Below are 21,023 nucleotides of genomic sequence, written 5' to 3'. Positions count from 1 at the left end.
TGCAAAACGGCGTCATTGTTGTGAATTGGCGCGCCATTTACGGTGCCAAAATAGCGATTGGCTATGTTACAATTGCGCGCCATTTTTGACTGAAGATTGACTGGGCATGTTGGATCAGATTCGTATCGTGTTGGTAAACACTTCTCACACCGGCAACATGGGCTCTGCGGCGCGCGCCATGAAGACCATGGGCTTGAGCCAGATGGTGCTGGTTGATCCGCAAGCACAGCCCGATGACAACGCCTATGCGCTGGCCGCCGGTGCCAGCGATCTGCTGGCCAATGCCCGTATCGTGTCGACCCTGGATGAAGCCATAGCGGATTGTGGTCTGGTCATCGGTACCAGTGCACGCTCCCGCACCCTGAGCTGGCCCATGCTCGACCCCCGCGAAGCGGGCGAGAAGCTGGTAGCCGAGGGGATGCAGCATCCGGTGGCGCTGGTATTTGGCCGTGAACGCACCGGCCTGACCAACGACGAGCTGCAAAAGTGCCATTACCACGTGGCCATTGCGGCCAATCCGGAGTACAGCTCCCTCAACCTGGCCATGGCAGTGCAGACCCTCTGCTATGAGGTGCGAATGCACTGGCTGCAGCAGGAACAGGTCGGCGAGAGCGACATGGCGGTGGATTATCCCAGCGCCGAGCAGTTGGAAGGCTTCTATCAGCATCTGGAGCAGACGCTGCTCAAGACCGGCTTCATCGCCGATGACCATCCGGGACAGGTCATGAGCAAGCTGCGCCGCCTGTTCAACCGGGCTCGGCCGGAGGCGGTGGAACTCAACATCCTGCGCGGCATATTGACCTCGGTACAAAAACCGAGACCGCAGGATTAAACCCGACCGTATTACTCAACCATATACTTGACTGATTTAGTCGGGTATGTGACCATATGCCCATATTGATTGGTTCGCAAAACGGTAAGGCATATGAGACTGACCTCAAAAGGACGTTACGCTGTGACTGCCATGCTCGACGTGGCGTTGCATGCTGAGCAGGGGCCCGTGCCCCTGGCTGATATTTCGGAGCGCCAGGGCATCTCCTTGTCCTATCTGGAGCAGCTGTTTGCCCGCCTGCGCAAGCATGGCTTGGTGAGCAGCGTGCGTGGCCCGGGCGGCGGTTATCGCCTCGGCCTGGCGCCGAATGCCATCTCGGTCGGTCAGGTGATCACCGCGGTCGACGAATCGGTGGATGCCACCAAGTGCCTCGGCAAGGGCGGCTGCCACGGCGGCACCCAGTGCCTCACTCACTCCCTGTGGCGTGACCTGAGCGAGCGGATCTCCAGCTTCCTGGGGGACATCACCCTGGCCGAGCTGGTTGATCAGGCCGATGTGCGCCGGATTGCCGGCAAGCAAGATGAACAAATGAAAACCGTGTTGTCCCTGGTAGACCGGGCAGAACGCGGCGATGTGAGCTTGAAAGTCCAACTATAAACAAACGTGCTTTCCACAGCTGGTCGATGTATGACCCTGGCTGTAACGGAGAAAAACATGAAACTGCCTATTTACCTTGATTATTCGGCAACCTGTCCGGTGGACCCGCGTGTCGCAGAAAAAATGATGCAGTGTCTCACCATGGATGGCCTGTTCGGCAATCCAGCTTCCCGTTCCCACCGCTTTGGCTGGCAAGCCGAAGAGGCGGTCGATCTGGCCCGTAATCAAGTGGCAGAGCTGATCGGTGCCGACCCGCGCGAGATCGTCTTCACCTCCGGTGCGACTGAATCCAACAACCTCGCCATCAAGGGCGTCGCCCATTTCTACGCCGGCAAGGGCAAGCACATCGTTACCTCCAAGACCGAACACAAGGCGGTACTGGATACCTGTCGCCAGCTGGAGCGCGAAGGCTATGAGGTAACCTACCTCGAGCCGATGCCCAATGGCCTGTTCACCCAAGAACAGATCGAAGGCGCCCTGCGTGATGACACCATCCTGGTCAGCATCATGCACGTCAACAACGAGATCGGCGTGGTGCAAAACATTGCCGCCATCGGCGAGCTGTGCCGCTCCCGCAAAATCCTGCTGCACGTGGATGCGGTACAGAGCGTGGGCAAGATCCCGGTGGACGTGGAGGCGCTCAAGGTTGACCTGCTCTCCATGTCCGCTCACAAGGTATACGGCCCGAAAGGCATTGGTGCCCTCTACGTGCGTCGCAAGCCGCGTGTGCGCCTGGAAGCCCAGATGCACGGTGGTGGCCATGAGCGCGGCATGCGTTCCGGCACCCTGCCGACTCACCAGATCGTCGGCATGGGCGAAGCCTTCCGCATCGCCAAGGAAGAGATGGTGAGCGAAGGTCAGCGCATCATGGCCCTGCGTCAGCGTCTGTGGGACGGCATCAAGGATATCGAAGAGGTCTACATCAACGGTGACCTGGAACAGCGGGTGCCGGGCAACCTCAACGTCAGCTTCGCCTATGTGGAAGGGGAATCCCTCATCATGGCGCTGAAGGATCTGGCGGTCTCTTCCGGTTCTGCCTGTACCTCGGCCAGCCTGGAGCCCTCCTACGTGCTGCGCGCACTGGGCCTGAACGACGAGCTGGCGCACAGCTCCATCCGTTTCAGCATGGGTCGCTTCACCACCGAGGAAGAGATTGATTACGCAATCAAGCTTATCCGTGACTCCATCGGTCGTCTGCGCGAGATGTCTCCCCTGTGGGAGATGTACAAGGACGGCGTCGATCTGAACACGGTCGAATGGGCTCATCACTGATCCGCGGGATCGGTGTTCAACGGAATTAGCAGGAGTTAGATATGGCTTACAGTGAAAAAGTAATCGACCACTACGAGAACCCCCGTAACGTAGGCGGCTTCGACAAGAACGATCCCAGCATCGCTACCGGCATGGTCGGTGCACCGGCCTGTGGTGACGTGATGAAGCTGCAGCTGAAGATCAGCGACGATGGCATCATCGAAGATGCCAAGTTCAAGACCTACGGTTGTGGTTCCGCCATCGCCTCCAGCTCTCTGGTGACCGAGTGGGTCAAGGGCAAGACCCTGGATGAAGCGGCCGGTATCAAGAACACCGACATCGCCGAAGAGCTGGCGCTGCCACCGGTGAAGATCCACTGCTCCATTCTGGCCGAGGATGCCATCAAGGCCGCCATCGCCGATTACAAGCAGAAGAAAGGTCTCTAAGGTCAGGAGCGCAGTATGGCCATTACCATGACAGATGCCGCAGCGGCACGGGTTTCCTCGTTTCTGACCAACCGGGGCAAGGGCATCGGCCTGCGCCTAGGCGTCAAGACCACCGGCTGCTCGGGTCTTGCCTATGTGCTCGAGTTCGTCGATGAGCTGGCAGATGAAGATCAGGTATTCGAGCAGGACGGGGTTAAGATCATCGTCGATGCCAAGAGTCTGATCCACCTGGATGGCACCGAACTGGATTTCGTCAAGGAGGGCCTCAACGAGGGCTTCCAGTTCAACAACCCCAACGCCAAGGGCGAGTGTGGTTGCGGCGAAAGCTTCAGTGTCTGAGATGTGTGCAACACATGATCGCTTGTCCGTTGAACTGGCCGGCCACGGCCGGTTCAACCATGCCGCTTCGCCCACCTGAGCGCGAGCGGCATGGGGGCAGCATCAGTGTCTAAGAGGTCTGCATGAATTATTTCGAGCTGTTTGGGCTGGTTGAAGGCTTCGAGCTCGATACCCGTCAGCTGGCAGAGACCTACCGCCAGTTGCAAACCCAGTTTCATCCCGATCGTTTTGCCACCGCCCCCGAGCGGGAGCAGCTGGCTGCGGTGCAACGTGCCGCCCAGATCAACGATGCCTTCACTACCCTCAAGGCGCCCCTGCGCCGAGCCGAGTACCTGCTCTCCCTGCGTGGCACTGAACTTCGTGGCGAGCAACAGACGTTGCAAGATACCGCGTTTCTGATGCAGCAACTGGAGTGGCGCGAGCGGCTGGCCGACCTGAAAGGGGAGACTGACCCTGAGCGTGCCATCAAGGATTTTCGCCAGGAGATCAGGCATGATCACCAGTTGTTGATGCAGCAGCTGACCCAGGCCCTCGCCACAGGCGAGGATCCGCGAGCGGCTGATTGTGTTCGCAAACTCAAGTTTGTCGACAAGCTCCTCGAGGAGCTGGAACGATTCGAAGACTCGCTGTTCGAGTCTTGATCCTTTAACGCTGGAAGTTTGATTACCCATGGCATTACTGCAAATCGCCGAGCCCGGCCAGAGCGCCGCACCTCATCAGCACAAACGTGCCGTTGGCATCGATCTTGGCACTACCAACTCGCTGGTCGCCGCCGTGCGCAGCGGTCAGGCCGATACCCTCTGCGACGAGCAGGGGCGTGATCTGCTGCCCTCCGTCGTGCATTACCAGGCTGACACCATCCGGGTCGGCGTCGATGCCAAGCGCGAGGCCGCCCTCGACCCGCACAACACCATCGTTTCCGCCAAGCGGATGATGGGCAAGGCGCTGGCCGACATTGATACCCGCCAGCAGCCCTATCAATTCGTGGCAGCCGACAACGGCATGCCGCAGTTGCAGACCCGTCAAGGGCTGGTCAACCCGGTTCAGGTCTCGGCCGAGATCCTCAAGAAACTGGCCGAGCGGGGCGCTGCCGCCCTCGGTGGCGATCTCGACGGCGTGGTCATCACAGTGCCCGCCTATTTCGATGACGCCCAGCGCCAGGGCACCAAGGATGCGGCCCGCCTGGCCGGTCTGCACGTGCTGCGCCTGCTCAACGAACCGACCGCCGCCGCCATCGCCTATGGCCTCGACTCCGGTCAGGAAGGGGTGATCGCTGTTTATGACCTGGGTGGCGGCACCTTCGATATCTCCATCCTGCGTCTGCATCGCGGGGTATTTGAGGTGATGGCCACCGGTGGCGATTCGGCCCTCGGCGGCGATGATTTCGATCACCTGCTGGCAGACTGGTTGAAAGAACAAGCCGGTTTGACTGGCGAGCTGGATGCCCGTCTGCAGCGTGAGCTGCTGGATGTGGCCGCCGCGGTCAAACACGGTCTGACCGACGCCGACACCGTTCCCTGCACCTTTGCCTGTTGGCAGGGCTCTGTCACCCGCAGTCAGTTTGACGAGCTGATCCAGCCGCTGGTCAAGCGCACCCTGCTGGCCTGCCGCCGCGCCCTGCGCGATGCGGGGCTCGAGCAGGAAGAGGTGCTGGAAGTGGTGATGGTCGGCGGTTCGACCCGGGTGCCGCTGGTGCGCGAGCTGGTGGGCGAGTTCTTCCAGCGTCCGCCCTTGACCAGCATCGACCCCGACAAGGTGGTGGCCATCGGTGCCGCCATCCAGGCCGACATCCTGGTGGGCAACAAGCCCGACGCCGAGATGCTGCTGCTGGATGTCATCCCGCTCTCCCTGGGTCTTGAGACCATGGGTGGCCTTGCCGAGAAGGTGATCCCGCGCAATACCACCATTCCGGTGGCCCGCGCCCAGGAGTTCACCACCTTCAAGGATGGCCAGACCGCGATGGCGATCCACGTGGTGCAGGGCGAGCGCGAGCTGGTGGCCGATTGCCGATCCTTGGCCCGCTTCACCCTGACCGGCATTCCGCCCATGGCGGCGGGGGCGGCCCACATTCGCGTCACCTTCCAGGTGGATGCGGACGGTCTGCTGTCGGTCAGCGCCATGGAAAAATCCTCCGGCGTGCAGGCCGAGATCCAGGTCAAGCCCTCGTATGGACTTGGTGAGGATGACATCCTCAACATGCTGAGCGCCTCCATCGCCAATGCCCAGCAGGACATGGACGCCCGCATGCTGGCGGAGCAGCAGGTCGAGGCCGACCGGGTGGTCGAGAGTCTCAACGCCGCGCTGGCTGCCGATGGCGAGGCTTTATTGAGCCCCGCCGAGCGAGCCGAGCTGGATGCCGCCATTGCCCATCTGCTGACCATGCGCAGCACGGGCACCACCAACCAGATCAAAGAGGCCATCGAGGCGGCGGACGCTGCCAGTGGCGAATTTGCAGCCCGCCGGATGGATGCCTCCATCCGCAAGGTGCTGACCGGACAAAACGTCAACAAGGTGTAATATGCCAAAACTGATTATTCTGCCCCATCCCGAGCTCTGTCCGGACGGCGCGGCCCTCGAAGGCGCGACCGGTGAAACCATTCTGGACATCGCGCTGCGCAACGGCATCGAGATCGAGCATGCCTGCGAGAAGTCCTGTGCCTGCACCACCTGCCACTGCGTGGTGCGTGAAGGCTTCGACTCCCTCGAGCCGAGCGACGAGCTGGAAGACGACATGCTGGACAAGGCGTGGGGGCTGGAGCCGGAATCCCGTCTCAGCTGCCAGGCCAGACTGGCGGACGAGGATCTGGTGGTGGAACTGCCCAAGTACACCCTGAATCTGGCGTCTGAGCGCCACTGATGACCCCTTAATTACACATGAGTGAATTGCGCGTGCAGCATCTCGTGGTGCAGTAATGATATGGTGAAGGCCGTGACCCTTGAGGGAGCGGCCTTTTTTGTGCCCGTGATTTCCCTATTCGTTGATGAAAGTGCCAATAAAAAGGAAGCAAGAGAACATGGCTGACATGATGAACGTACGGTTGTCTTCCCAGGCTGCTGCCGCCCACTGGGGCGAGGGTGCCCTGCTCAGTTTCAACGGAGACGAAGCCCATCTCCATCTGGGCTGCGGCCAGGAGAAGGAGGCGCTGCGCGCCATCCAGCGCGCTGCCAGACGCCTCGAGGCGAGCGGCATCAAGCGCGTCAAGCTGGTGGGTGAGGGCTGGAATGGGGAACGTCGCTACGCCTTTGCCCAAGGCTTCTATGCCGCCAAGGGGGTTCGCGAGCTCGATTTCGGCGAGCAGAGCGATCAGGAGGCTGCCGAGCTGGCGGCTTTGCTCAAAGCGACCCGCTGGGTGCGCGAGGTGACCAACGGGTGCCCGCAGGAGATCTACCCCATGAGCCTGGCGGAATCCGCCCTGCTGCTCATCCGCAGTCTCGCCGGTGACAAGGTGACCGCCCGCATTACCGCCGGGGAGGCGCTGCAGGAGGCCGGTCACATCGGGATCTGGTCGGTGGGCCGCGGCAGCGAGCGCGAGCCCGTGCTGCTGGAGCTCGACTACAACCCGACCGGGGATGCCAATGCCCCCGTGCAGGCTGCGCTGGTGGGCAAGGGGATCACCTTCGATTCCGGTGGCTACTCCATGAAGTCCTCCGACAACATGCTGCCGATGAAGTCCGACATGGGCGGCGCCGCCATGGTGACCGGCGCGCTGGCGCTGGCCATCAGCCGCGGCCTGAACAAGCGAGTGAAACTCATCCTCTGCTGCGCCGAAAACCTGGTCTCCGGCCATGCCTTCAAGCTCGGCGATATCCTCACCTATCGCAACGGCATCTCGGTCGAGATCCAGAACACCGACGCGGAAGGTCGCCTGGTGTTGGCTGACGGCCTGCTGGCCGCCAGCGAAAGCGGGGCTGCCTACATCCTCGACGCCGCCACCCTGACCGGCGCCGCCAAGACCGCGTTGGGTCGCGATTACAACGCCGTGTTTGCCCTCGATGAGGCCGAGCAGGTACGCGCGCTGGCTGCCGCCAAAGCCGAAAACGAGCAGGCCTGGGCGCTGCCGCTGGAGCCCTGGCATGCGGGCCAGCTTACCTCCGCGTTTGCCGAGCTGGGCAACGTGGCGTCCGCCGAAGGCACCGCAGGTGCCACCACCGCGGCGGCCTTCCTGTCGCGCTTCGTGCGTGACGAAGGCAAGGGCTGGGTGCACCTGGATCTGGCCGCTTCCTATCAGAAGTCGGGCAATGATCTGTGGGCGACCGGGGCCAAGGGCCATGGTCTGCGCACGATTGCCCGCTGGTTGCAGGAGGTGAGCGCATGAACGTCTGGTTGAGCAGAGAGTTTGCGCCGGCCGAGTGGGGTGAGGGGGCGCTGCTCTCCCACCGCGCCGACGGCATGGTGATCCATCTGGTGACCGCCAGCCCCTTGCTGGATATCCAGCAGGCGGCACGGCGTCTGTGCAGTCAGGGGATCCAGCAGGTGGTGCTGGCCGGTCACTGGGAGCGCGAGCAGCAGTGGGCCTTTGCCCAAGGGCTGCAGACCCCCAAGGTGGAGGTCGAACTGCAGTGGGCCACTTCGTCCGAGGAGGATCGAGAGGAGCTGGAGGCGCGCTGGCTGTGCGGGCGCTGGGTGCGGGAGATGACCAATGCAACGCCGGAACAGCTGGGGCCGCTGGAGCTGGCGGTTGAAGCTGCTGCCTTTATCACCGAGCTGGCGCCGGACCGGATCAGTCATCGCATCCTCAAGGGCGAAGCCTTGCAGCAGGCGGGCTGGGTCGGTCTCTACCAGGTCGGCCGTGGCAGCGAGCGCGAGCCCGTGCTGCTTGAGCTGGACTTCAACCCGAGCAAGGATCCCAAAGCCCCGGTGGCGGCAGCGCTGGTGGGCAAGGGCATCACCTTCGACTCTGGCGGCTACTCCATGAAGACCTCTCAGGGCATGCTGACCATGAAGCACGACATGGGCGGTGCCGCCATCGTCACCGGCGCCCTGGCACTGGCCATTCTGCGTGGCCTCGACAAGCGGGTGAAGCTCATCCTCTGCTGCGCCGAGAACTTGGTCTCCGGCCACGCCTACAAGCTGGGTGACATCCTCACCTACAAGAACGGCACCACGGTGGAGATCGTCAACACCGACGCCGAGGGGCGACTGGTGCTGGCCGACGGCCTGCAGCTGGCCGGGGATTCCGGCGCCCCGCTGGTCATCGACGCCGCGACCCTCACCGGGGCGGCGGTGATGGCGCTGGGGGGACGTTACAACGCCCTGTTCGGACTGGACAAGGGGCTGGTGAGCCGTGCCATGGGTTATGCGGATGCCGAGCAGGAACCCGCCTGGCCACTGCCGCTGGAACCCTGGCATCGCCAGCAGTGCCCGTCCCACTATGCCGACACCGCCAACAGCCGGCCCGTGCCGGGCGGCGGTCCGGGTGGTGCCTCCAACGCTGCGGGCTTCCTCTCCCGCTTCGTCGCCAATGAGGGGCAGGGCTGGCTGCACGTCGATCTCGCCGCCTGTTTCAGCGAGAACGGAGACAACCTGTGGGCACCGGGGGCCAACACCCTGGGGATGCGCACCATCGCCCACACCCTGCTGGCGGAGGTCCGCTGACCGGCAACGACAAGGGCACCTGCGGGTGCCCTTTCGACAGGGAGAGGGTGAACAATAGCCTGGGTTTCAGGGGGTTAACACGACTATCGTGCACAAGCGCACATTTTTTCCTGCCGGCCTGGGCCAAGATGAGTGGTGATGTTGTTTTAGGGAAGAATTTGTTTAATAAAAAGTTGCTTTTCTGTGTGTTATTTCGCTTTTTGTTTACGTATAATCGCCGCCGAACATGGATTCTAACAATAAATCTCTGTAGTTAAGGAAAGATCTCAATGGCCATCGAACGTACCTTCTCCATCATCAAGCCGGATGCCGTCAGCAAGAACCTGATCGGTGCCATCTACAACCGTTTCGAGAGCGCTGGCCTGAAAGTCATCGCCGCAAAAATGCTGCACATGAGCAGCGAGCAAGCCGCCGGTTTCTATGCCGAGCACCAGGGCAAGCCTTTTTATGACGGCCTGGTCAGCTTCATGACCTCCGGCCCCGTCATGATCCAGGTGCTGGAAGGCGAAGAGGCCATCCGCCGCCACCGTGAAATCATGGGCGCTACCAACCCGAAAGAGGCCCTGGCCGGCACTCTGCGTGCCTGCTTCGCCGAGAGCATCGACCGCAACGCCGTACACGGCTCCGATGCACCGGCCTCCGCTGCCCGTGAAATCGCCTACTTCTTCTCCGACGCCGAGATCTGCCCGCGCGGCTGATTTCTGTCGAAAGAACCCCAAGGGAGCCTCGGCTCCCTTTTGTTTTTTGGTCATTCGGTCAATATCCACTTATTCTCCAGGTGGAAAGCCGGACCCATAATTTGTACAATGCCGCCCCCTGACGTAGGTCAGCCGATAATTTATGAAGTGTGTGAGCTGAGGCCCTTGATGAGCGAAACAAAAACCAACCTGCTGGATCTTGATCGAGATGCCATGCGTGCCTTCTTCGTCGAACTGGGCGAGAAGCCGTTTCGGGCAGATCAGGTGATGAAGTGGATCTATCACTTTGGTTGTGATGATTTCGATCAGATGAACAACGTCAACAAGGTGCTGCGCGAGCGCCTCAAGGCGATCGCCGAGATCCGGGCGCCGGAAGTGAGCCGCGAACAGCGCTCCTCCGACGGCACCATCAAGTGGGCGCTGCAGGTTGGCGGTCAGGAGGTGGAGACTGTCTACATTCCGGAAGAGGATCGGGCGACCCTGTGCGTCTCCTCCCAGGTAGGCTGCGCCCTGGAGTGCAAGTTCTGCTCTACCGCCCAGCAAGGCTTCAACCGCAACCTGAAAGTTTCCGAGATCATCGGCCAGGTATGGCGCGCTGCCAAGATCGTCGGCGGCAAGCGTCCCATCACCAACGTGGTGATGATGGGGATGGGTGAGCCGCTGCTCAACCTCGCCAACGTGGTACCGGCCATGCGCCTGATGATGGACGACTTTGGCTACGGTATCTCCAAGCGCCGGGTGACCATCTCCACCTCCGGCGTAGTGCCGGCGCTGGACATGCTGGGCGACCAGATTGACGTGGCCCTGGCCATATCCCTGCACGCACCCAACGACAAGCTGCGCTCCGAGATCATGCCGATCAACGACAAGTACAACATCGAGGAGTTCCTCGCCGGTGTTCGTCGCTACCTCGGCAAGTCCAACGCCAACGGCGGCCGGGTGACGGTGGAATATGTGCTGCTCGATCATATCAATGACGACATGCAGCACGCCCACGAGCTGGCCAAGGTGCTCAAGGATACCCCGAGCAAGATCAACCTGATTCCGTTCAACCCCTTCCCGGGCAATCCCTACGGCAAGCCGAGCAACAGCCGTATCGACCGTTTTTCCAAGGTCTTGATGGAGTACGGCTTCACCGTCATCGTGCGCAAGACCCGTGGCGACGACATCGATGCGGCCTGCGGCCAGCTGGTGGGGGAGGTGATCGATCGTACCAAGCGCACCATGAAAAATCGGATGCAACAGGATGGGATTTCCGTCAAAATGGTTTAACTTGCTAAGCCATTGTATAGTCAGGGAATGGATACACGTACATTGATCGTAGTGGCAGCGCTCTGCGCGCTGCCTGGTTGTGTTACCGAGACCACTTACGCTGGCCAGAATTCCACCCAGCGTGAAGTGGGGCCCGATCTCAAGGCGGCAGCCCAGACCCGTCTGGATTTGGGTATTCAATATCTGCAACAGGGCAACGCCGAGCAGGCCAAGTTCAATCTTGACCGCGCGCTGCAGTATGACCCTGCCAACCCTCAGGTTTACATCGGTTTTGCCTACTTCTACCAGCAGGTGGAGGATTTCAAGGCGGCCGAAGAGAGCTACAAGACAGCCCTTGCCATGGATCCGTCCAATGCTGACGCGATGAACAACTATGGCGCCTTCCTTTGCAATCGTGGTCGCTTCGACGAGGCGGAAAAGGCCTTCCTGCAGGCTGTCAGCCAGCCCAACTACATCAAGATTGCCGATACCTATGAAAACGCGGCACTTTGCGCCGCGCAAAATCGCAGAAATGATAAAGCAAGCGAGTATTATCGCTTGGCCTTGGGGTATAATCCCCGCAATCCAAGGTTATTGCTGGACATGGCTGAGCTTTCCATGAAAGATGGCAAGCTGCCTGATGTGCAGGCCTATCTCGCCCGTTTTGCTGATGTGTCAGACGAGAACGAGAACAGTCTCTGGTTGAGATTGCGGCTGGCGCAGGCCATGGACAAACCAGCATTACTTCACCAATTCGGGACTGAGCTGGTAAGGCAATATCCCACTTCGCAACAAGCCAAGCGTTACTTAGCCAATGACTACTGAACAGCCACACGATTTTCAAGACGACTCCCAGGCAGTTGGCCCAGGCCAGCTGCTGCGCAACGCCCGTGAACAGCTCGGCTGGACGCGAGAACAGGTTGCGTCTCGCATTCACCTTCGTCTGACCCTGATTGCCGCGATCGAATCGGATACGTATGACAAGCATACGTCCCATACCTTCATTCGCGGCTATCTGCGTACTTATGCCAAGCTGGTCGGTATCCCGGAAGAGACCATCCTCGCGGCTTATGACAAGCTGGGGCTGACGCCCCCCGACAACATCGACATGCAGAGCTTCTCTCGTCGCTCCCGTCAGCAGGCCAACGACAGCCGCCTCAAGGTTGTCACCTGGCTGGTGATCCTGGTGCTGATCGCGCTCTCCGTCGCCTGGTGGTGGCAGAGCACGGCGCGTCGCTCCGCCGGTGACGAGGCCCTGGCCGCGACTGAAATGGGCGCAACCAGCAACACCCCGAGCGCCACCGTGCCGCCGGCGGTGGACGTGGCTGACCCTGTGGTTGCTCCGGCAACTTCCGCTGCGGCCGCGACCTCGGTTGACCCCGTGGCGAGCGCCGCCGTGACCACGATGCCGGTCGATGCCAGCAGCGCCGTGGCGACCACGGCTGTTGCGACCTCTGCCGCCACTGCCACGCAACCGGCTGCCGACACCGCCGCGAGCGAGCCGGCCAAGGTGCCCCAGCTGAAGATGAGCTTCACCGCCGACTGCTGGCTGGATGTCAAGGATGCCAAGGGCAAGACCCTGTTCAGCGGCCTCAAGAAGGCCAATGACGAACTGGTACTGGAAGGACCCGAGCCGCTCAAATTCATCATTGGTGCGCCCATGGCCGTCAATATCGAATATCAGGGCAAGTCCATCGACATGAGCCGTTACAACAACGGCCGGACTGCTCGCCTCTCACTGCCGCAGGAGTAATCTGTCCGCCATGTCCGCTCACGAATCTCCCATCATTCGTCGTAAATCCAGGCAGATCATGGTCGGTAATGTACCGGTTGGGGGCGATGCCCCCATCACGGTGCAGACCATGACCAACACCAAGACCACGGACGTGGCCGCCACCGTCGAGCAGATCCAGCGGATCGAGCGGGTTGGCGCCGACATCGTGCGGGTCTCGGTGCCCACCATGGAAGCGGCGGAATCCTTCAAGCTCATCAAGCAGCAGACCCGTATTCCCATCGTCGCCGATATCCACTTCGACTACCGTATTGCCCTGAAAGTGGCCGAGTACGGTGCCGATTGCCTGCGCATCAACCCGGGCAACATCGGCAACGAGGAGCGGGTCCGCGCCGTGGTCGACTGTGCCCGTCACTACAACATCCCGATCCGCATCGGCGTCAACGGCGGCTCGCTGGAGAAAGACATTCAGGAGAAGTACGGCGAGCCGACCCCGGAGGCGTTGCTCGAGTCAGCCATGCGTCACGTGGACTATCTGGATCGCCTGAACTTCGACAACTTCAAGGTGAGCGTCAAGGCGTCCGACGTCTTCCTGGCAGTCGGCGCCTATCGCCTGCTGGCCAAGCAGATTGAACAGCCGCTGCACCTTGGCATCACCGAAGCGGGCGGTTTTCGCGCCGGCGCGGTGAAGTCCGCCATCGGTCTTGGCATGCTGCTGAGCGAAGGCATCGGCGACACCTTGCGCATCTCGCTGGCGGCCGATCCGGTGGAAGAGATCAAGGTGGGTTTCGACATCCTGAAATCCCTGCGTATCCGCTCCCGCGGCATCAACTTCATCGCCTGTCCCTCCTGCTCCCGCCAGGAGTTTGACGTCATCGGTACGGTCAACGCCCTGGAAGAGCGACTGGAAGACATTATCACTCCGATGGATGTCTCCATCATCGGTTGCGTGGTGAACGGCCCGGGCGAGGCGCTGGTCTCGGATCTGGGTCTGGCGGGGGCGGCTAACAAGAGCGCCTTCTACGAGGGTGGTCAGCGGGTGGACCGGCTCGACAACAAGGATCTCATCCCGACCCTGGAGCGCCGCATTCGCGCCCGGGCCGCCATGCTGGATCCGGCCAACCAGATCCAGGTGGACGAGGGTTGAGCAACCAAGGGCCACTCAGGGTGGCCCTGTCTTTAGGTTGCTGATTTTACATCCCGCATTGGAATACCCTGATTTTACCTCGGGGTCGAAAATCCCTATAATGCGGCCAAATTTTACCTCTTTTTCTCGAGTATCAACGTGGCAAAACAGATCCAAGCTATTCGCGGTATGAATGATTGCCTGCCGGAGCAGAGCCCGGTATGGCAGAAAGTAGAACAGATCCTGCGCCAGGTCGTGGCCAGCTATGGCTACAGCGAAGTGCGCATGCCGATTGTCGAGCAGACCCATCTGTTCAAGCGCGCCATCGGTGAAGTGACCGACGTGGTCGAAAAAGAGATGTACACCTTTGAAGACCGTAACGGCGACAGCCTGAGCCTGCGTCCGGAAGGTACCGCCAGCTGCGTGCGGGCCGGCATCGAGCACGGTCTGCTTTACAATCAGGAACGCCGGATGTGGTACATGGGCCCCATGTTCCGTCACGAGCGTCCCCAGAAGGGCCGTTATCGCCAGTTCCACCAGTTCGGGGTCGAGCTGTTCGGCATCAACGGGCCGGACATCGATGCCGAGCTCATCATGCTGACTCACCGCCTGTGGCGTCTGTTCGGCATCAGCGAACACGTGACCCTGCAGCTCAACACCCTCGGCCAGAGCAGCGAACGCGCCGCTTACCGCGATGCGCTGGTCGCCTACCTGGAGCAGTACAAGGATCAGCTGGACGAAGAGAGCCAGCGCCGCATGTACAGCAACCCGCTGCGGGTGCTCGACTCCAAGGACGAGAAGGTACAAGCCATTCTGGTCGGCGCCCCGCGTCTGTTCGATCACCTGGGCGAAGAGAGCCTGGCCCACTTCGAGGGGCTCAAGCGCCTGCTCGAATCCGCCGGCATCCAGTATGAAGTGAACGAGCGGCTGGTACGCGGCCTCGACTACTACAACCTCACCGTGTTCGAGTGGGTCACCAACAGTCTGGGCGCTCAGGGCACCGTCTGTGCCGGTGGTCGTTACGACGGTCTGGTGGAGCAGCTCGGTGGTCAACCGACGCCGGCTGTGGGTTTTGCCATGGGCATGGAGCGACTGGTGCTGATGCTCGAGACCCTCGAACTCAACGCTGATATCCGCCCGGCGGTGGATGTCTACCTGGCCATGGTGGGCGAGGGCACTGAACAGGCCGGTTTCCAGCTGGCCGAGCGGCTGCGCGATGCCCTGCCTGACTTGCGCCTGATGAGCCACTGCGGCGGCGGCAACTTCAAGAAACAACTCAAGCGTGCCGACAAGAGCGGCGCGGCCATTGCCCTGATCCTTGGCGAGACCGAGGTGCAAAACGGGGAGATCACCATCAAATATCTGCGTGGCCAGGCCGAGCAACAGACCGTCACGGTCGACGCCGCCATTGCCCTGCTGGCAGCCAAAGGAGAGTAAGCTGTGGAAGTTTATACCACCGAAGAACAACAGGTTGAGGTCATCAAGAGCTGGTGGAAAGAGAACGGAACCTCGGTGATCGCAGGAACTGTTATCGGTCTGGTTGGACTCTTTGGCTGGCGCTACTACAACGAGCATCAGCAGACCAGCCAGGAGGCCGCCTCCCAGGCTTACAACGAGATGGCCGCCCAGCTTGCCAAGGGCGATGCCGCCGGCTTCGAGCAGGCGCAAAGCTTCATCAGCGCCCACAAGGGTGACTCCTATGCCGAACTGGCTGCCCTGCAGCTGGCCGCCGCCGCCGTCAAGGCTGGCAAGCTGGATCTGGCCGCCGAGCAGCTGACCCAGGTGGCCACCAGCGGTGACGAGAGCATTCGTCCCATCGCTGCCCTGCGTCTGGCCCGGGTTTTGAATGATCAGGGCAAGGCTGACGAGGCGCTGGCCCAGCTTGGCAAGATCAACAACGATGCCTTCAAGGCTCAGGTTGCGGAAGTGCGCGGCGACGTGCTGCTCAAGCAGGGCAAGGCCGAAGAGGCGCGCGATGCCTATCAGGCGGCGGCCGATGCCGGCGGCCTGCAGGGCAGCGCCGAGCTCAAGCTGAAAATGGACGATCTGGCGTTGCCAGCGGTGACCACGGGTGAGGCTCCGGATGCGTAATCTGTTCAAGATGGTGGTGTTGGGGGCTGCGGTCTCCTTCGCCCTGCAGGGGTGCTCCCTGTTCAGTTCGGAAGAGGATCTCAACCCGATGGCGCCACTGCCCAAGGTCGAGTCCGCCTTCACGGCCGATACCAACTGGTCCTCCTCGGTGGGTGATGGCATCGGCGACTTCTACTCCCAGCTCAAGCCGGTGGTGGAAGAGGAGCGCATTTATGCGGCGGCCCGCGATGGCGACGTGACCGCCTTTGACCGCGAAAGCGGCAAGGAGCTGTGGAGCGTGGATCTGGCTGACTTGCCGATCAACGCCGACAAGCGCAGCGCCCGCCTCTCCGGTGGCCTGGTATCCCGTTACGGGAAGCTGTTCCTGGGTTCCGAGAACGGGGTGGTGTACGCCCTGAACCAGGAGAACGGTGAAGTGCTTTGGCAGACTACGGTCCCGGGTGAAGTGGTGGCGAGCCCTGCCGTCGAAGATGGCCGGGTGGTGGTGCTGACGACTTCGGGTCGTCTGGTGGCGCTCGATACCGATGAAGGCAAGCTGCAGTGGACCCTGGCGGAAGAACAGCCGCCGTTGACCCTGCGCAGCGCCGGCGCCCCCATCATCACCAACGGCGCCGTGCTGTACGGCCGCGCCGATGGCAAGGTGGGCATCGCCCTGCTCAGCAACGGTCAGCCGGTGCGCCAGTCCAAGGTCGCCGACCCGCGTGGTGCCACCGAACTGGATCGGATGGTCGACGTGGACGCCACCCCGCTGATCGCCGGCGATGAGCTCTATGCCATCGCCTATAATGGCCAGCTGATGGCGCGCAAGCTGATGACCGGTGACGAGGTATGGAAGCGCAAGTATTCCGGCTACCGCGACATGGCGGTGACCGGCAATGCCATCGTGCTGACCGACAGCCGCAGCCACCTGTTTGCGGTCGACCGTCGCAATGGTCTCGAGCTGTGGTCCAATACCCAGCTGGAAAACCGCACCGTGACCGCCCCCGTCATCCTGGGTGACTATGTGGTGGTCGGCGATGTGGAAGGTTACCTGTATTGGCTGGATCGTACCGACGGTACCATCAAGGCCATGCAGCAGCTCGACAGCAGTGGTCTGTACGCCGCCCCTCTGGTGGATGGTGACACCCTGTATGTGCAGAGCCGTGGCGGCAAGTTGTACGCTTTGCAGCGTCCCTGATCGCCCGTCAATCTGAATATCCGGCTCCTGGTCTTCGGACCCGGAGCCTTTGTCGTCTTGAGAATGAGGCTTTTATGACTCCTGTAGTAGCCCTGGTGGGCCGCCCCAACGTGGGGAAATCCACCCTGTTTAACCGCCTGACCCGTACCCGGGATGCCCTGGTGGCTGACTTCCCCGGTCTGACCCGGGACCGCAAGTACGGCCAGGCGAAGTTGGGCGAGCTGGAATTTATCGTGGTGGATACCGGCGGTATCGATGGCACCGAAGAGGGGATCGAGCTGAAGATGGCCGAACAGTCCCTGCTGGCCATCGAAGAGGCCGACGTGGTGCTGTTCATGGTGGATGCCCGTGCCGGTTTGACCGCGGCGGATCAGGCCATCGCCGAGCACCTGCGCAAGACCCACAAGAAGGTGTTTCTGGTGGCCAACAAGACCGACGGCATCGACGGTGACTCCGCCGTGTCCGAGTTCTACGGTCTGGCCCTGGGCGAGGTCTACCAGATGGCGGCCGCCCACGGTCGTGGTGTACTGAGCCTGCTGGAGCTGGCGCTGGCCCCCCATCTGGAGACCCTGGTCGACGCCGCCACACAAGAAACCGCGCAGGATGAGGAAGAAGAGGACTTCGACGAAGAAGCCCTGCTGCGCATGGTGGCTGCCGGTGAACTGGACACCAAGGAAGATACCAAGGAGACGCCGTTCGCCGACCTGCCCATCAAGTTTGCCATCGTCGGTCGCCCCAACGTCGGCAAATCCACCCTGACCAACCGCATGCTGGGTGAAGATCGGGTCATCGTCTATGACATGCCGGGTACCACCCGCGACTCCGTCTACATCCCGATGGAGCGTGACGAGCAGAAGTACGTCATCATCGACACCGCCGGTGTGCGTCGTCGCGGCAAGGTGCACGAGACGGTGGAGAAGTTCTCCGTCATCAAGACCCTCAAGGCGATTGAAGATGCCAACGTCTGCCTGCTGGTGATCGACGCCCAGGAGACCATCACCGATCAGGACTTGAGCATCCTTGGCTTCGTGCTCAACACCGGCCGCTCCGTGGTACTGGTGGTGAACAAGTGGGATGGTCTGGATCAGAAGGTGAAAGAGGACGTCAAGAACGAGCTGGATCGTCGTCTGGGCTTCATCGACTTCGCCCGCGTGCACTTCATCTCCGCCCTGCACGGCAGTGGCGTCGGCCACCTGTTCGAGTCCATCCAGGAGGCTTACCAGTCTGCCACCCGCCGTACCAGCACCGCCATGCTGACCCGCATCATGCAGATGGCGCAGGAAGACCACCAGCCGCCGATGGTGAACGGTCGCCGGGTCAAGCTCAAATATGCCCACGCCGGTGGCTACAACCCGCCGCGCATCGTGATCCACGGCAACCAGCTCAACGACTTGCCGGATTCCTACAAGCGCTACCTCATCAACTACTTCCGCAAGTCGCTGAAGATCATGGGGACGCCGGTCCGGGTCGAGTTCCAGGAGTCGGCCAACCCGTTCGAGGGTAAGAAAAATACCCTGACCCTGAGCCAGGAGCGTCAACGCAAGCGCCTGCTCAAGGCCAAAGCCAAGAAATAAGGCCCAGCGGCTGCCCTCACCGGCAGCCGTTTTTTCTAGGAAAAGGGGAGGGGAATGTGCAGTGGGTGGGCCCACTGCACATTCACTTTGCAAGGAGCCAACCATGAGCCACCTTCACTGCCCTGCCTGTCAGGGCGAGCTGGACAGTCGCAGCCGCGAGACCACCTGCAGCCAGTGCCAGGCCCGTTTCCAGATCCGGGCTCTCTGCCCGACCTGCCGGCAGGAGCTGGAACGGCTCAAGGCCTGCGGTGCGGTGGATTACTTCTGCAATCACTGCAACAGCCTGGTATCGAAGCGGGCAGTGGTCTTTGAGGTGAGCCCGCAGGCGGGGAATTGAGGCGATAAAAAACCCGGCAATTGCCGGGTTTATGCTGTGTGTTCTGCTATCAGCAAGGTGAAGGAGCGGTTTCTCCGCCATATCTTGCGTTTGATGTCATTGAGCTTGAGTTTGCGTCTGGGGCTCCAGCCGCACTTTGCTTTTCTGACCAGTGTCGTTCTTCTGCGAGCTCGCATCTTGGTCTCCTCCCATTGGGTGGCCATCCCGGCCTTGGGTGATGATGGGAGCCTATCTGAAAGTGCTGTCATCCCGAGTGCAAGTGGATGAAATAGCGCGATAAAAACAGTTTCGGATAGGCTCCGGTATGGTCGGATGGTAACAGAGAAACCACCCGAAAAACAAACCTGTCAACAAGGGATCAGCGCAGGGTGATCTGCTTGACCACTTCGGCGATGACGGTGGGGCGCTCGGCACTGGGCGGCTCGCTGCTGTCGTCATCGTCCAGCTCTTCACGGCGGTGGGCTTTCTGTTGCTCGTTGTCGAGCCAGAGCAGGCTCTGGTAGTACTGGCGCACGTTGTTGACGTAGTTGCGCGCCTCGCCGCCACGGGCATAGCCGTAGCGTACCTTGCGATGCCAGCGCGACTGCTGCAGCAGCGGCAGCACCTCTTTCACATCGCTCCAGGCATCGGGATTCTTGCCGAGCTCCTTGGTCAGGCGGCGGGCATCCATCATGTGGCCGTAACCGATGTTGTAGGCGGTGAGGGCAAACCACACCTTCTCGTCATCGGGTACCGAAGCCGGCACCTTCTCCATCATCTGCTCCAGATAACGGGCGCCGCCCTTGATGCTCTCCTCCGGGTGCAGCCGGTTGTTGACCCCCATCGCCTTGGCGGTGGGCTCGGTCAGCATCATCATGCCGCGCACCCCGGTGTAGGAGCGCGCCTCCGGATCCCAGTGGGATTCCTGATAGCTGATGGCGGCCAGCAGGCGCCAGTCCACCACGTTGGCGTGGGTCTTGAACAGATCCTGATACTTGGGCAGCAGGCTCTTGGCCCGCTGCAGGAAGGTGCGGGTGTCGACGAAGTCGAAATTCTGCACGTGGCCAAAGTACTTCTCGTCGAGCTTGGCGATGGCGCCGTCCATGAAGCGCTGGCCGAAGAAGTCGATGATGCTGGCGTAGAGGCTGTCGTCCGGCAGCTTGGTCATGGCCCAGGCCACGGTCTGGTTCTTGGCCAGGGTCATCCCTTCGGTGAGCTCGGGGTAGTAGCGCTGGGTGCGGGCCAGCACGGTATCCTGCACTACCGTGTAGTCAATCTTGCCGTCGGCCACCTGCTTGAGCAGCTCCTCCACGTCGGCATCCCGATTGGTGCTCCACTTCAGGTTGGGGTACTGCTTGGCCAGCTCCTTGAGCAGATCTTCGCCGGTGGAACCGGCCGGCACCACTATGTTGCCCTTGAGATCGCCGATGTCCTTGGGCTTGGGAGAACCGTTGCGATAGACCAGCTTGGGGGAGACCTGGTAGAAGCCGGGACCGAAGCGAAACAGCTGGCGTCGCTCCGGGGTGACCACAATGGCGGCGGCAGCCAGATCCAGCTTGCCCTTTCTCAGCAGTTCCACCAGTTCGGCGGTGGAGTAGACCGGCACAATGGTCAGCTTGACCCCCAGCCAGTCGGCATAACTCTTCGCCAGCTCGTAATCGAACCCCTGGGCGGTGTCGTCACGCTGGTAATAAGAGGTGGGGCCGTAGATGGTGCCAACCCGGATCTCGCCTCGCTGGCGGATCTGCTCCAGCTGGCTGGAGGGGGTGTAGAAGTCGCAACCGACCAGGGTCAGCAGCAACATCAGCCCGATAAACAGTCGAAAAATGCAGCGCAAGTAGGTGAGTACCCTTGTTGAAAAAATCGGCATTTGTCAAAAAAGAGGCACCTTTATACCAGAGAGTGTGCACCGAGTCACACTGGGTAAAACAAGAAAAACGTTTGTCCGGCATGGGCCTGATCCCTATAATACGCGCGTCTCAATTCCCCCCCACTTC

21 protein-coding genes are annotated in these 21,023 nt (G+C 61.2%); 20 read left to right on the top strand and 1 reads right to left on the bottom strand.

Annotated features, from left to right (window positions below; all coding sequences use genetic code 11):
* The first annotated feature begins 106 nt into the window (after positions 1 to 106).
* The 20 genes from trmJ (at position 107) to AACQ43_RS01405 (ending at position 19,047) form a co-directional block, all read left to right on the top strand.
* Positions 107 to 832: a tRNA (cytosine(32)/uridine(32)-2'-O)-methyltransferase TrmJ gene (trmJ, locus tag AACQ43_RS01500; protein ID WP_168965541.1), complete on the top strand. Its 726-nt coding sequence runs from the start codon at positions 107 to 109 to the stop codon at positions 830 to 832.
* A gap of 93 nt (positions 833 to 925) precedes the next feature.
* Entirely contained in the window at positions 926 to 1,429 is a 504-nt protein-coding gene (gene iscR, locus AACQ43_RS01495) for a Fe-S cluster assembly transcriptional regulator IscR (RefSeq protein WP_011705634.1), read from the top strand.
* 57 nt (positions 1,430 to 1,486) lie between these two features.
* The gene (locus AACQ43_RS01490) at positions 1,487 to 2,701 is read left to right on the top strand and encodes an IscS subfamily cysteine desulfurase (RefSeq protein ID WP_168965539.1); all 1,215 of its coding nucleotides are present in this window, start codon (positions 1,487 to 1,489) and stop codon (positions 2,699 to 2,701) included.
* 41 nt (positions 2,702 to 2,742) lie between these two features.
* Positions 2,743 to 3,126, top strand: coding sequence for a Fe-S cluster assembly scaffold IscU (gene iscU, locus AACQ43_RS01485; protein WP_005299770.1), 384 nt, complete (start codon positions 2,743 to 2,745; stop codon positions 3,124 to 3,126).
* 15 nt (positions 3,127 to 3,141) lie between these two features.
* On the top strand, positions 3,142 to 3,465 hold the full coding sequence (gene iscA / locus AACQ43_RS01480) for an iron-sulfur cluster assembly protein IscA (RefSeq protein ID WP_011705636.1): 324 nt from the start codon (positions 3,142 to 3,144) through the stop codon (positions 3,463 to 3,465).
* 122 nt (positions 3,466 to 3,587) lie between these two features.
* Positions 3,588 to 4,106 (top strand): co-chaperone HscB, encoded by a 519-nt coding sequence (gene hscB / locus AACQ43_RS01475; protein ID WP_016350399.1) that lies wholly within the window; start codon positions 3,588 to 3,590, stop codon positions 4,104 to 4,106.
* Positions 4,107 to 4,134: 28 nt separating this feature from the next.
* The gene (gene hscA / locus AACQ43_RS01470) at positions 4,135 to 5,982 is read left to right on the top strand and encodes a Fe-S protein assembly chaperone HscA (protein WP_168965537.1); all 1,848 of its coding nucleotides are present in this window, start codon (positions 4,135 to 4,137) and stop codon (positions 5,980 to 5,982) included.
* A gap of 1 nt (position 5,983) precedes the next feature.
* Positions 5,984 to 6,322, top strand: coding sequence for an ISC system 2Fe-2S type ferredoxin (fdx, locus tag AACQ43_RS01465; RefSeq protein ID WP_005299781.1), 339 nt, complete (start codon positions 5,984 to 5,986; stop codon positions 6,320 to 6,322).
* Positions 6,323 to 6,479: 157 nt separating this feature from the next.
* Positions 6,480 to 7,781, top strand: coding sequence for an aminopeptidase PepB (pepB, locus tag AACQ43_RS01460; protein WP_076359699.1), 1,302 nt, complete (start codon positions 6,480 to 6,482; stop codon positions 7,779 to 7,781).
* Positions 7,778 to 9,061 (top strand): aminopeptidase PepB, encoded by a 1,284-nt coding sequence (pepB, locus tag AACQ43_RS01455; protein ID WP_076359697.1) that lies wholly within the window; start codon positions 7,778 to 7,780, stop codon positions 9,059 to 9,061. Before pepB (AACQ43_RS01460) ends, pepB (AACQ43_RS01455) begins: the two co-directional genes overlap by 4 nt.
* A gap of 269 nt (positions 9,062 to 9,330) precedes the next feature.
* A complete protein-coding gene (gene ndk / locus AACQ43_RS01450) occupies positions 9,331 to 9,759 on the top strand; it encodes a nucleoside-diphosphate kinase (RefSeq protein WP_011705641.1) in 429 nt (142 codons plus the stop codon).
* 168 nt (positions 9,760 to 9,927) lie between these two features.
* Entirely contained in the window at positions 9,928 to 11,031 is a 1,104-nt protein-coding gene (locus AACQ43_RS01445) for a bifunctional tRNA (adenosine(37)-C2)-methyltransferase TrmG/ribosomal RNA large subunit methyltransferase RlmN (RefSeq protein ID WP_011705642.1), read from the top strand.
* 12 nt (positions 11,032 to 11,043) lie between these two features.
* On the top strand, positions 11,044 to 11,835 hold the full coding sequence (gene tapF / locus AACQ43_RS01440; RefSeq protein WP_211162438.1) for a PilW family type IVa pilus biogenesis/stability lipoprotein TapF: 792 nt from the start codon (positions 11,044 to 11,046) through the stop codon (positions 11,833 to 11,835).
* Positions 11,825 to 12,763: a cytoskeleton protein RodZ gene (gene rodZ / locus AACQ43_RS01435; RefSeq protein WP_073349805.1), complete on the top strand. Its 939-nt coding sequence runs from the start codon at positions 11,825 to 11,827 to the stop codon at positions 12,761 to 12,763. The genes tapF and rodZ overlap by 11 nt, the downstream gene beginning before the upstream one ends.
* 10 nt (positions 12,764 to 12,773) lie before the next feature.
* A complete protein-coding gene (gene ispG / locus AACQ43_RS01430) occupies positions 12,774 to 13,889 on the top strand; it encodes a flavodoxin-dependent (E)-4-hydroxy-3-methylbut-2-enyl-diphosphate synthase (RefSeq protein ID WP_168965533.1) in 1,116 nt (371 codons plus the stop codon).
* A 138-nt stretch (positions 13,890 to 14,027) separates the two neighbouring features.
* Positions 14,028 to 15,305, top strand: a complete 1,278-nt coding sequence (gene hisS / locus AACQ43_RS01425; protein WP_101148888.1) for a histidine--tRNA ligase — start codon at positions 14,028 to 14,030, stop codon at positions 15,303 to 15,305.
* Positions 15,306 to 15,308: 3 nt separating this feature from the next.
* The gene (locus AACQ43_RS01420; protein WP_076359689.1) at positions 15,309 to 15,959 is read left to right on the top strand and encodes a YfgM family protein; all 651 of its coding nucleotides are present in this window, start codon (positions 15,309 to 15,311) and stop codon (positions 15,957 to 15,959) included.
* On the top strand, positions 15,952 to 17,136 hold the full coding sequence (gene bamB, locus AACQ43_RS01415) for an outer membrane protein assembly factor BamB (protein WP_146061877.1): 1,185 nt from the start codon (positions 15,952 to 15,954) through the stop codon (positions 17,134 to 17,136). The genes AACQ43_RS01420 and bamB overlap by 8 nt, the downstream gene beginning before the upstream one ends.
* A gap of 74 nt (positions 17,137 to 17,210) precedes the next feature.
* On the top strand, positions 17,211 to 18,710 hold the full coding sequence (gene der, locus AACQ43_RS01410; RefSeq protein ID WP_011705649.1) for a ribosome biogenesis GTPase Der: 1,500 nt from the start codon (positions 17,211 to 17,213) through the stop codon (positions 18,708 to 18,710).
* A 103-nt stretch (positions 18,711 to 18,813) separates the two neighbouring features.
* Entirely contained in the window at positions 18,814 to 19,047 is a 234-nt protein-coding gene (locus tag AACQ43_RS01405) for a zinc ribbon domain-containing protein (RefSeq protein ID WP_041216326.1), read from the top strand.
* 358 nt (positions 19,048 to 19,405) lie between these two features.
* Here the strand turns inward: AACQ43_RS01405 and mltF are convergent, their stop codons facing one another.
* Positions 19,406 to 20,896, bottom strand: coding sequence for a membrane-bound lytic murein transglycosylase MltF (gene mltF / locus AACQ43_RS01400; protein WP_076359685.1), 1,491 nt, complete (start codon positions 20,894 to 20,896; stop codon positions 19,406 to 19,408).
* Positions 20,897 to 21,023: the final 127 nt, after the last annotated feature.

This window comes from Aeromonas sp. DNRA1, assembly GCF_963888745.1.
Taxonomy (GTDB): Bacteria; Pseudomonadota; Gammaproteobacteria; order Enterobacterales; family Aeromonadaceae; genus Aeromonas; species Aeromonas hydrophila.
Note: the sequence above shows the minus strand (reverse complement) of the source record. Positions and strands in the feature narration are given on the sequence as shown.

What these genes read in the sequence shown, in the direction of transcription:
- trmJ (WP_168965541.1), top strand. Translation starts at nt 107, where the DNA reads ATGTTGGATCAGATTCGTATCGTGTTGGTAAACACTTCTCACACCGGC.
- iscR (WP_011705634.1), top strand. Translation starts at nt 926, where the DNA reads ATGAGACTGACCTCAAAAGGACGTTACGCTGTGACTGCCATGCTCGAC.
- AACQ43_RS01490 (WP_168965539.1), top strand. Translation starts at nt 1,487, where the DNA reads ATGAAACTGCCTATTTACCTTGATTATTCGGCAACCTGTCCGGTGGAC.
- iscU (WP_005299770.1), top strand. Translation starts at nt 2,743, where the DNA reads ATGGCTTACAGTGAAAAAGTAATCGACCACTACGAGAACCCCCGTAAC.
- iscA (WP_011705636.1), top strand. Translation starts at nt 3,142, where the DNA reads ATGGCCATTACCATGACAGATGCCGCAGCGGCACGGGTTTCCTCGTTT.
- hscB (WP_016350399.1), top strand. Translation starts at nt 3,588, where the DNA reads ATGAATTATTTCGAGCTGTTTGGGCTGGTTGAAGGCTTCGAGCTCGAT.
- hscA (WP_168965537.1), top strand. Translation starts at nt 4,135, where the DNA reads ATGGCATTACTGCAAATCGCCGAGCCCGGCCAGAGCGCCGCACCTCAT.
- fdx (WP_005299781.1), top strand. Translation starts at nt 5,984, where the DNA reads ATGCCAAAACTGATTATTCTGCCCCATCCCGAGCTCTGTCCGGACGGC.
- pepB (WP_076359699.1), top strand. Translation starts at nt 6,480, where the DNA reads ATGGCTGACATGATGAACGTACGGTTGTCTTCCCAGGCTGCTGCCGCC.
- pepB (WP_076359697.1), top strand. Translation starts at nt 7,778, where the DNA reads ATGAACGTCTGGTTGAGCAGAGAGTTTGCGCCGGCCGAGTGGGGTGAG.
- ndk (WP_011705641.1), top strand. Translation starts at nt 9,331, where the DNA reads ATGGCCATCGAACGTACCTTCTCCATCATCAAGCCGGATGCCGTCAGC.
- AACQ43_RS01445 (WP_011705642.1), top strand. Translation starts at nt 9,928, where the DNA reads ATGAGCGAAACAAAAACCAACCTGCTGGATCTTGATCGAGATGCCATG.
- rodZ (WP_073349805.1), top strand. Translation starts at nt 11,825, where the DNA reads ATGACTACTGAACAGCCACACGATTTTCAAGACGACTCCCAGGCAGTT.
- ispG (WP_168965533.1), top strand. Translation starts at nt 12,774, where the DNA reads ATGTCCGCTCACGAATCTCCCATCATTCGTCGTAAATCCAGGCAGATC.
- bamB (WP_146061877.1), top strand. Translation starts at nt 15,952, where the DNA reads ATGCGTAATCTGTTCAAGATGGTGGTGTTGGGGGCTGCGGTCTCCTTC.
- der (WP_011705649.1), top strand. Translation starts at nt 17,211, where the DNA reads ATGACTCCTGTAGTAGCCCTGGTGGGCCGCCCCAACGTGGGGAAATCC.
- AACQ43_RS01405 (WP_041216326.1), top strand. Translation starts at nt 18,814, where the DNA reads ATGAGCCACCTTCACTGCCCTGCCTGTCAGGGCGAGCTGGACAGTCGC.
- mltF (WP_076359685.1), bottom strand. Translation starts at nt 20,896, where the DNA reads ATGCCGATTTTTTCAACAAGGGTACTCACCTACTTGCGCTGCATTTTT.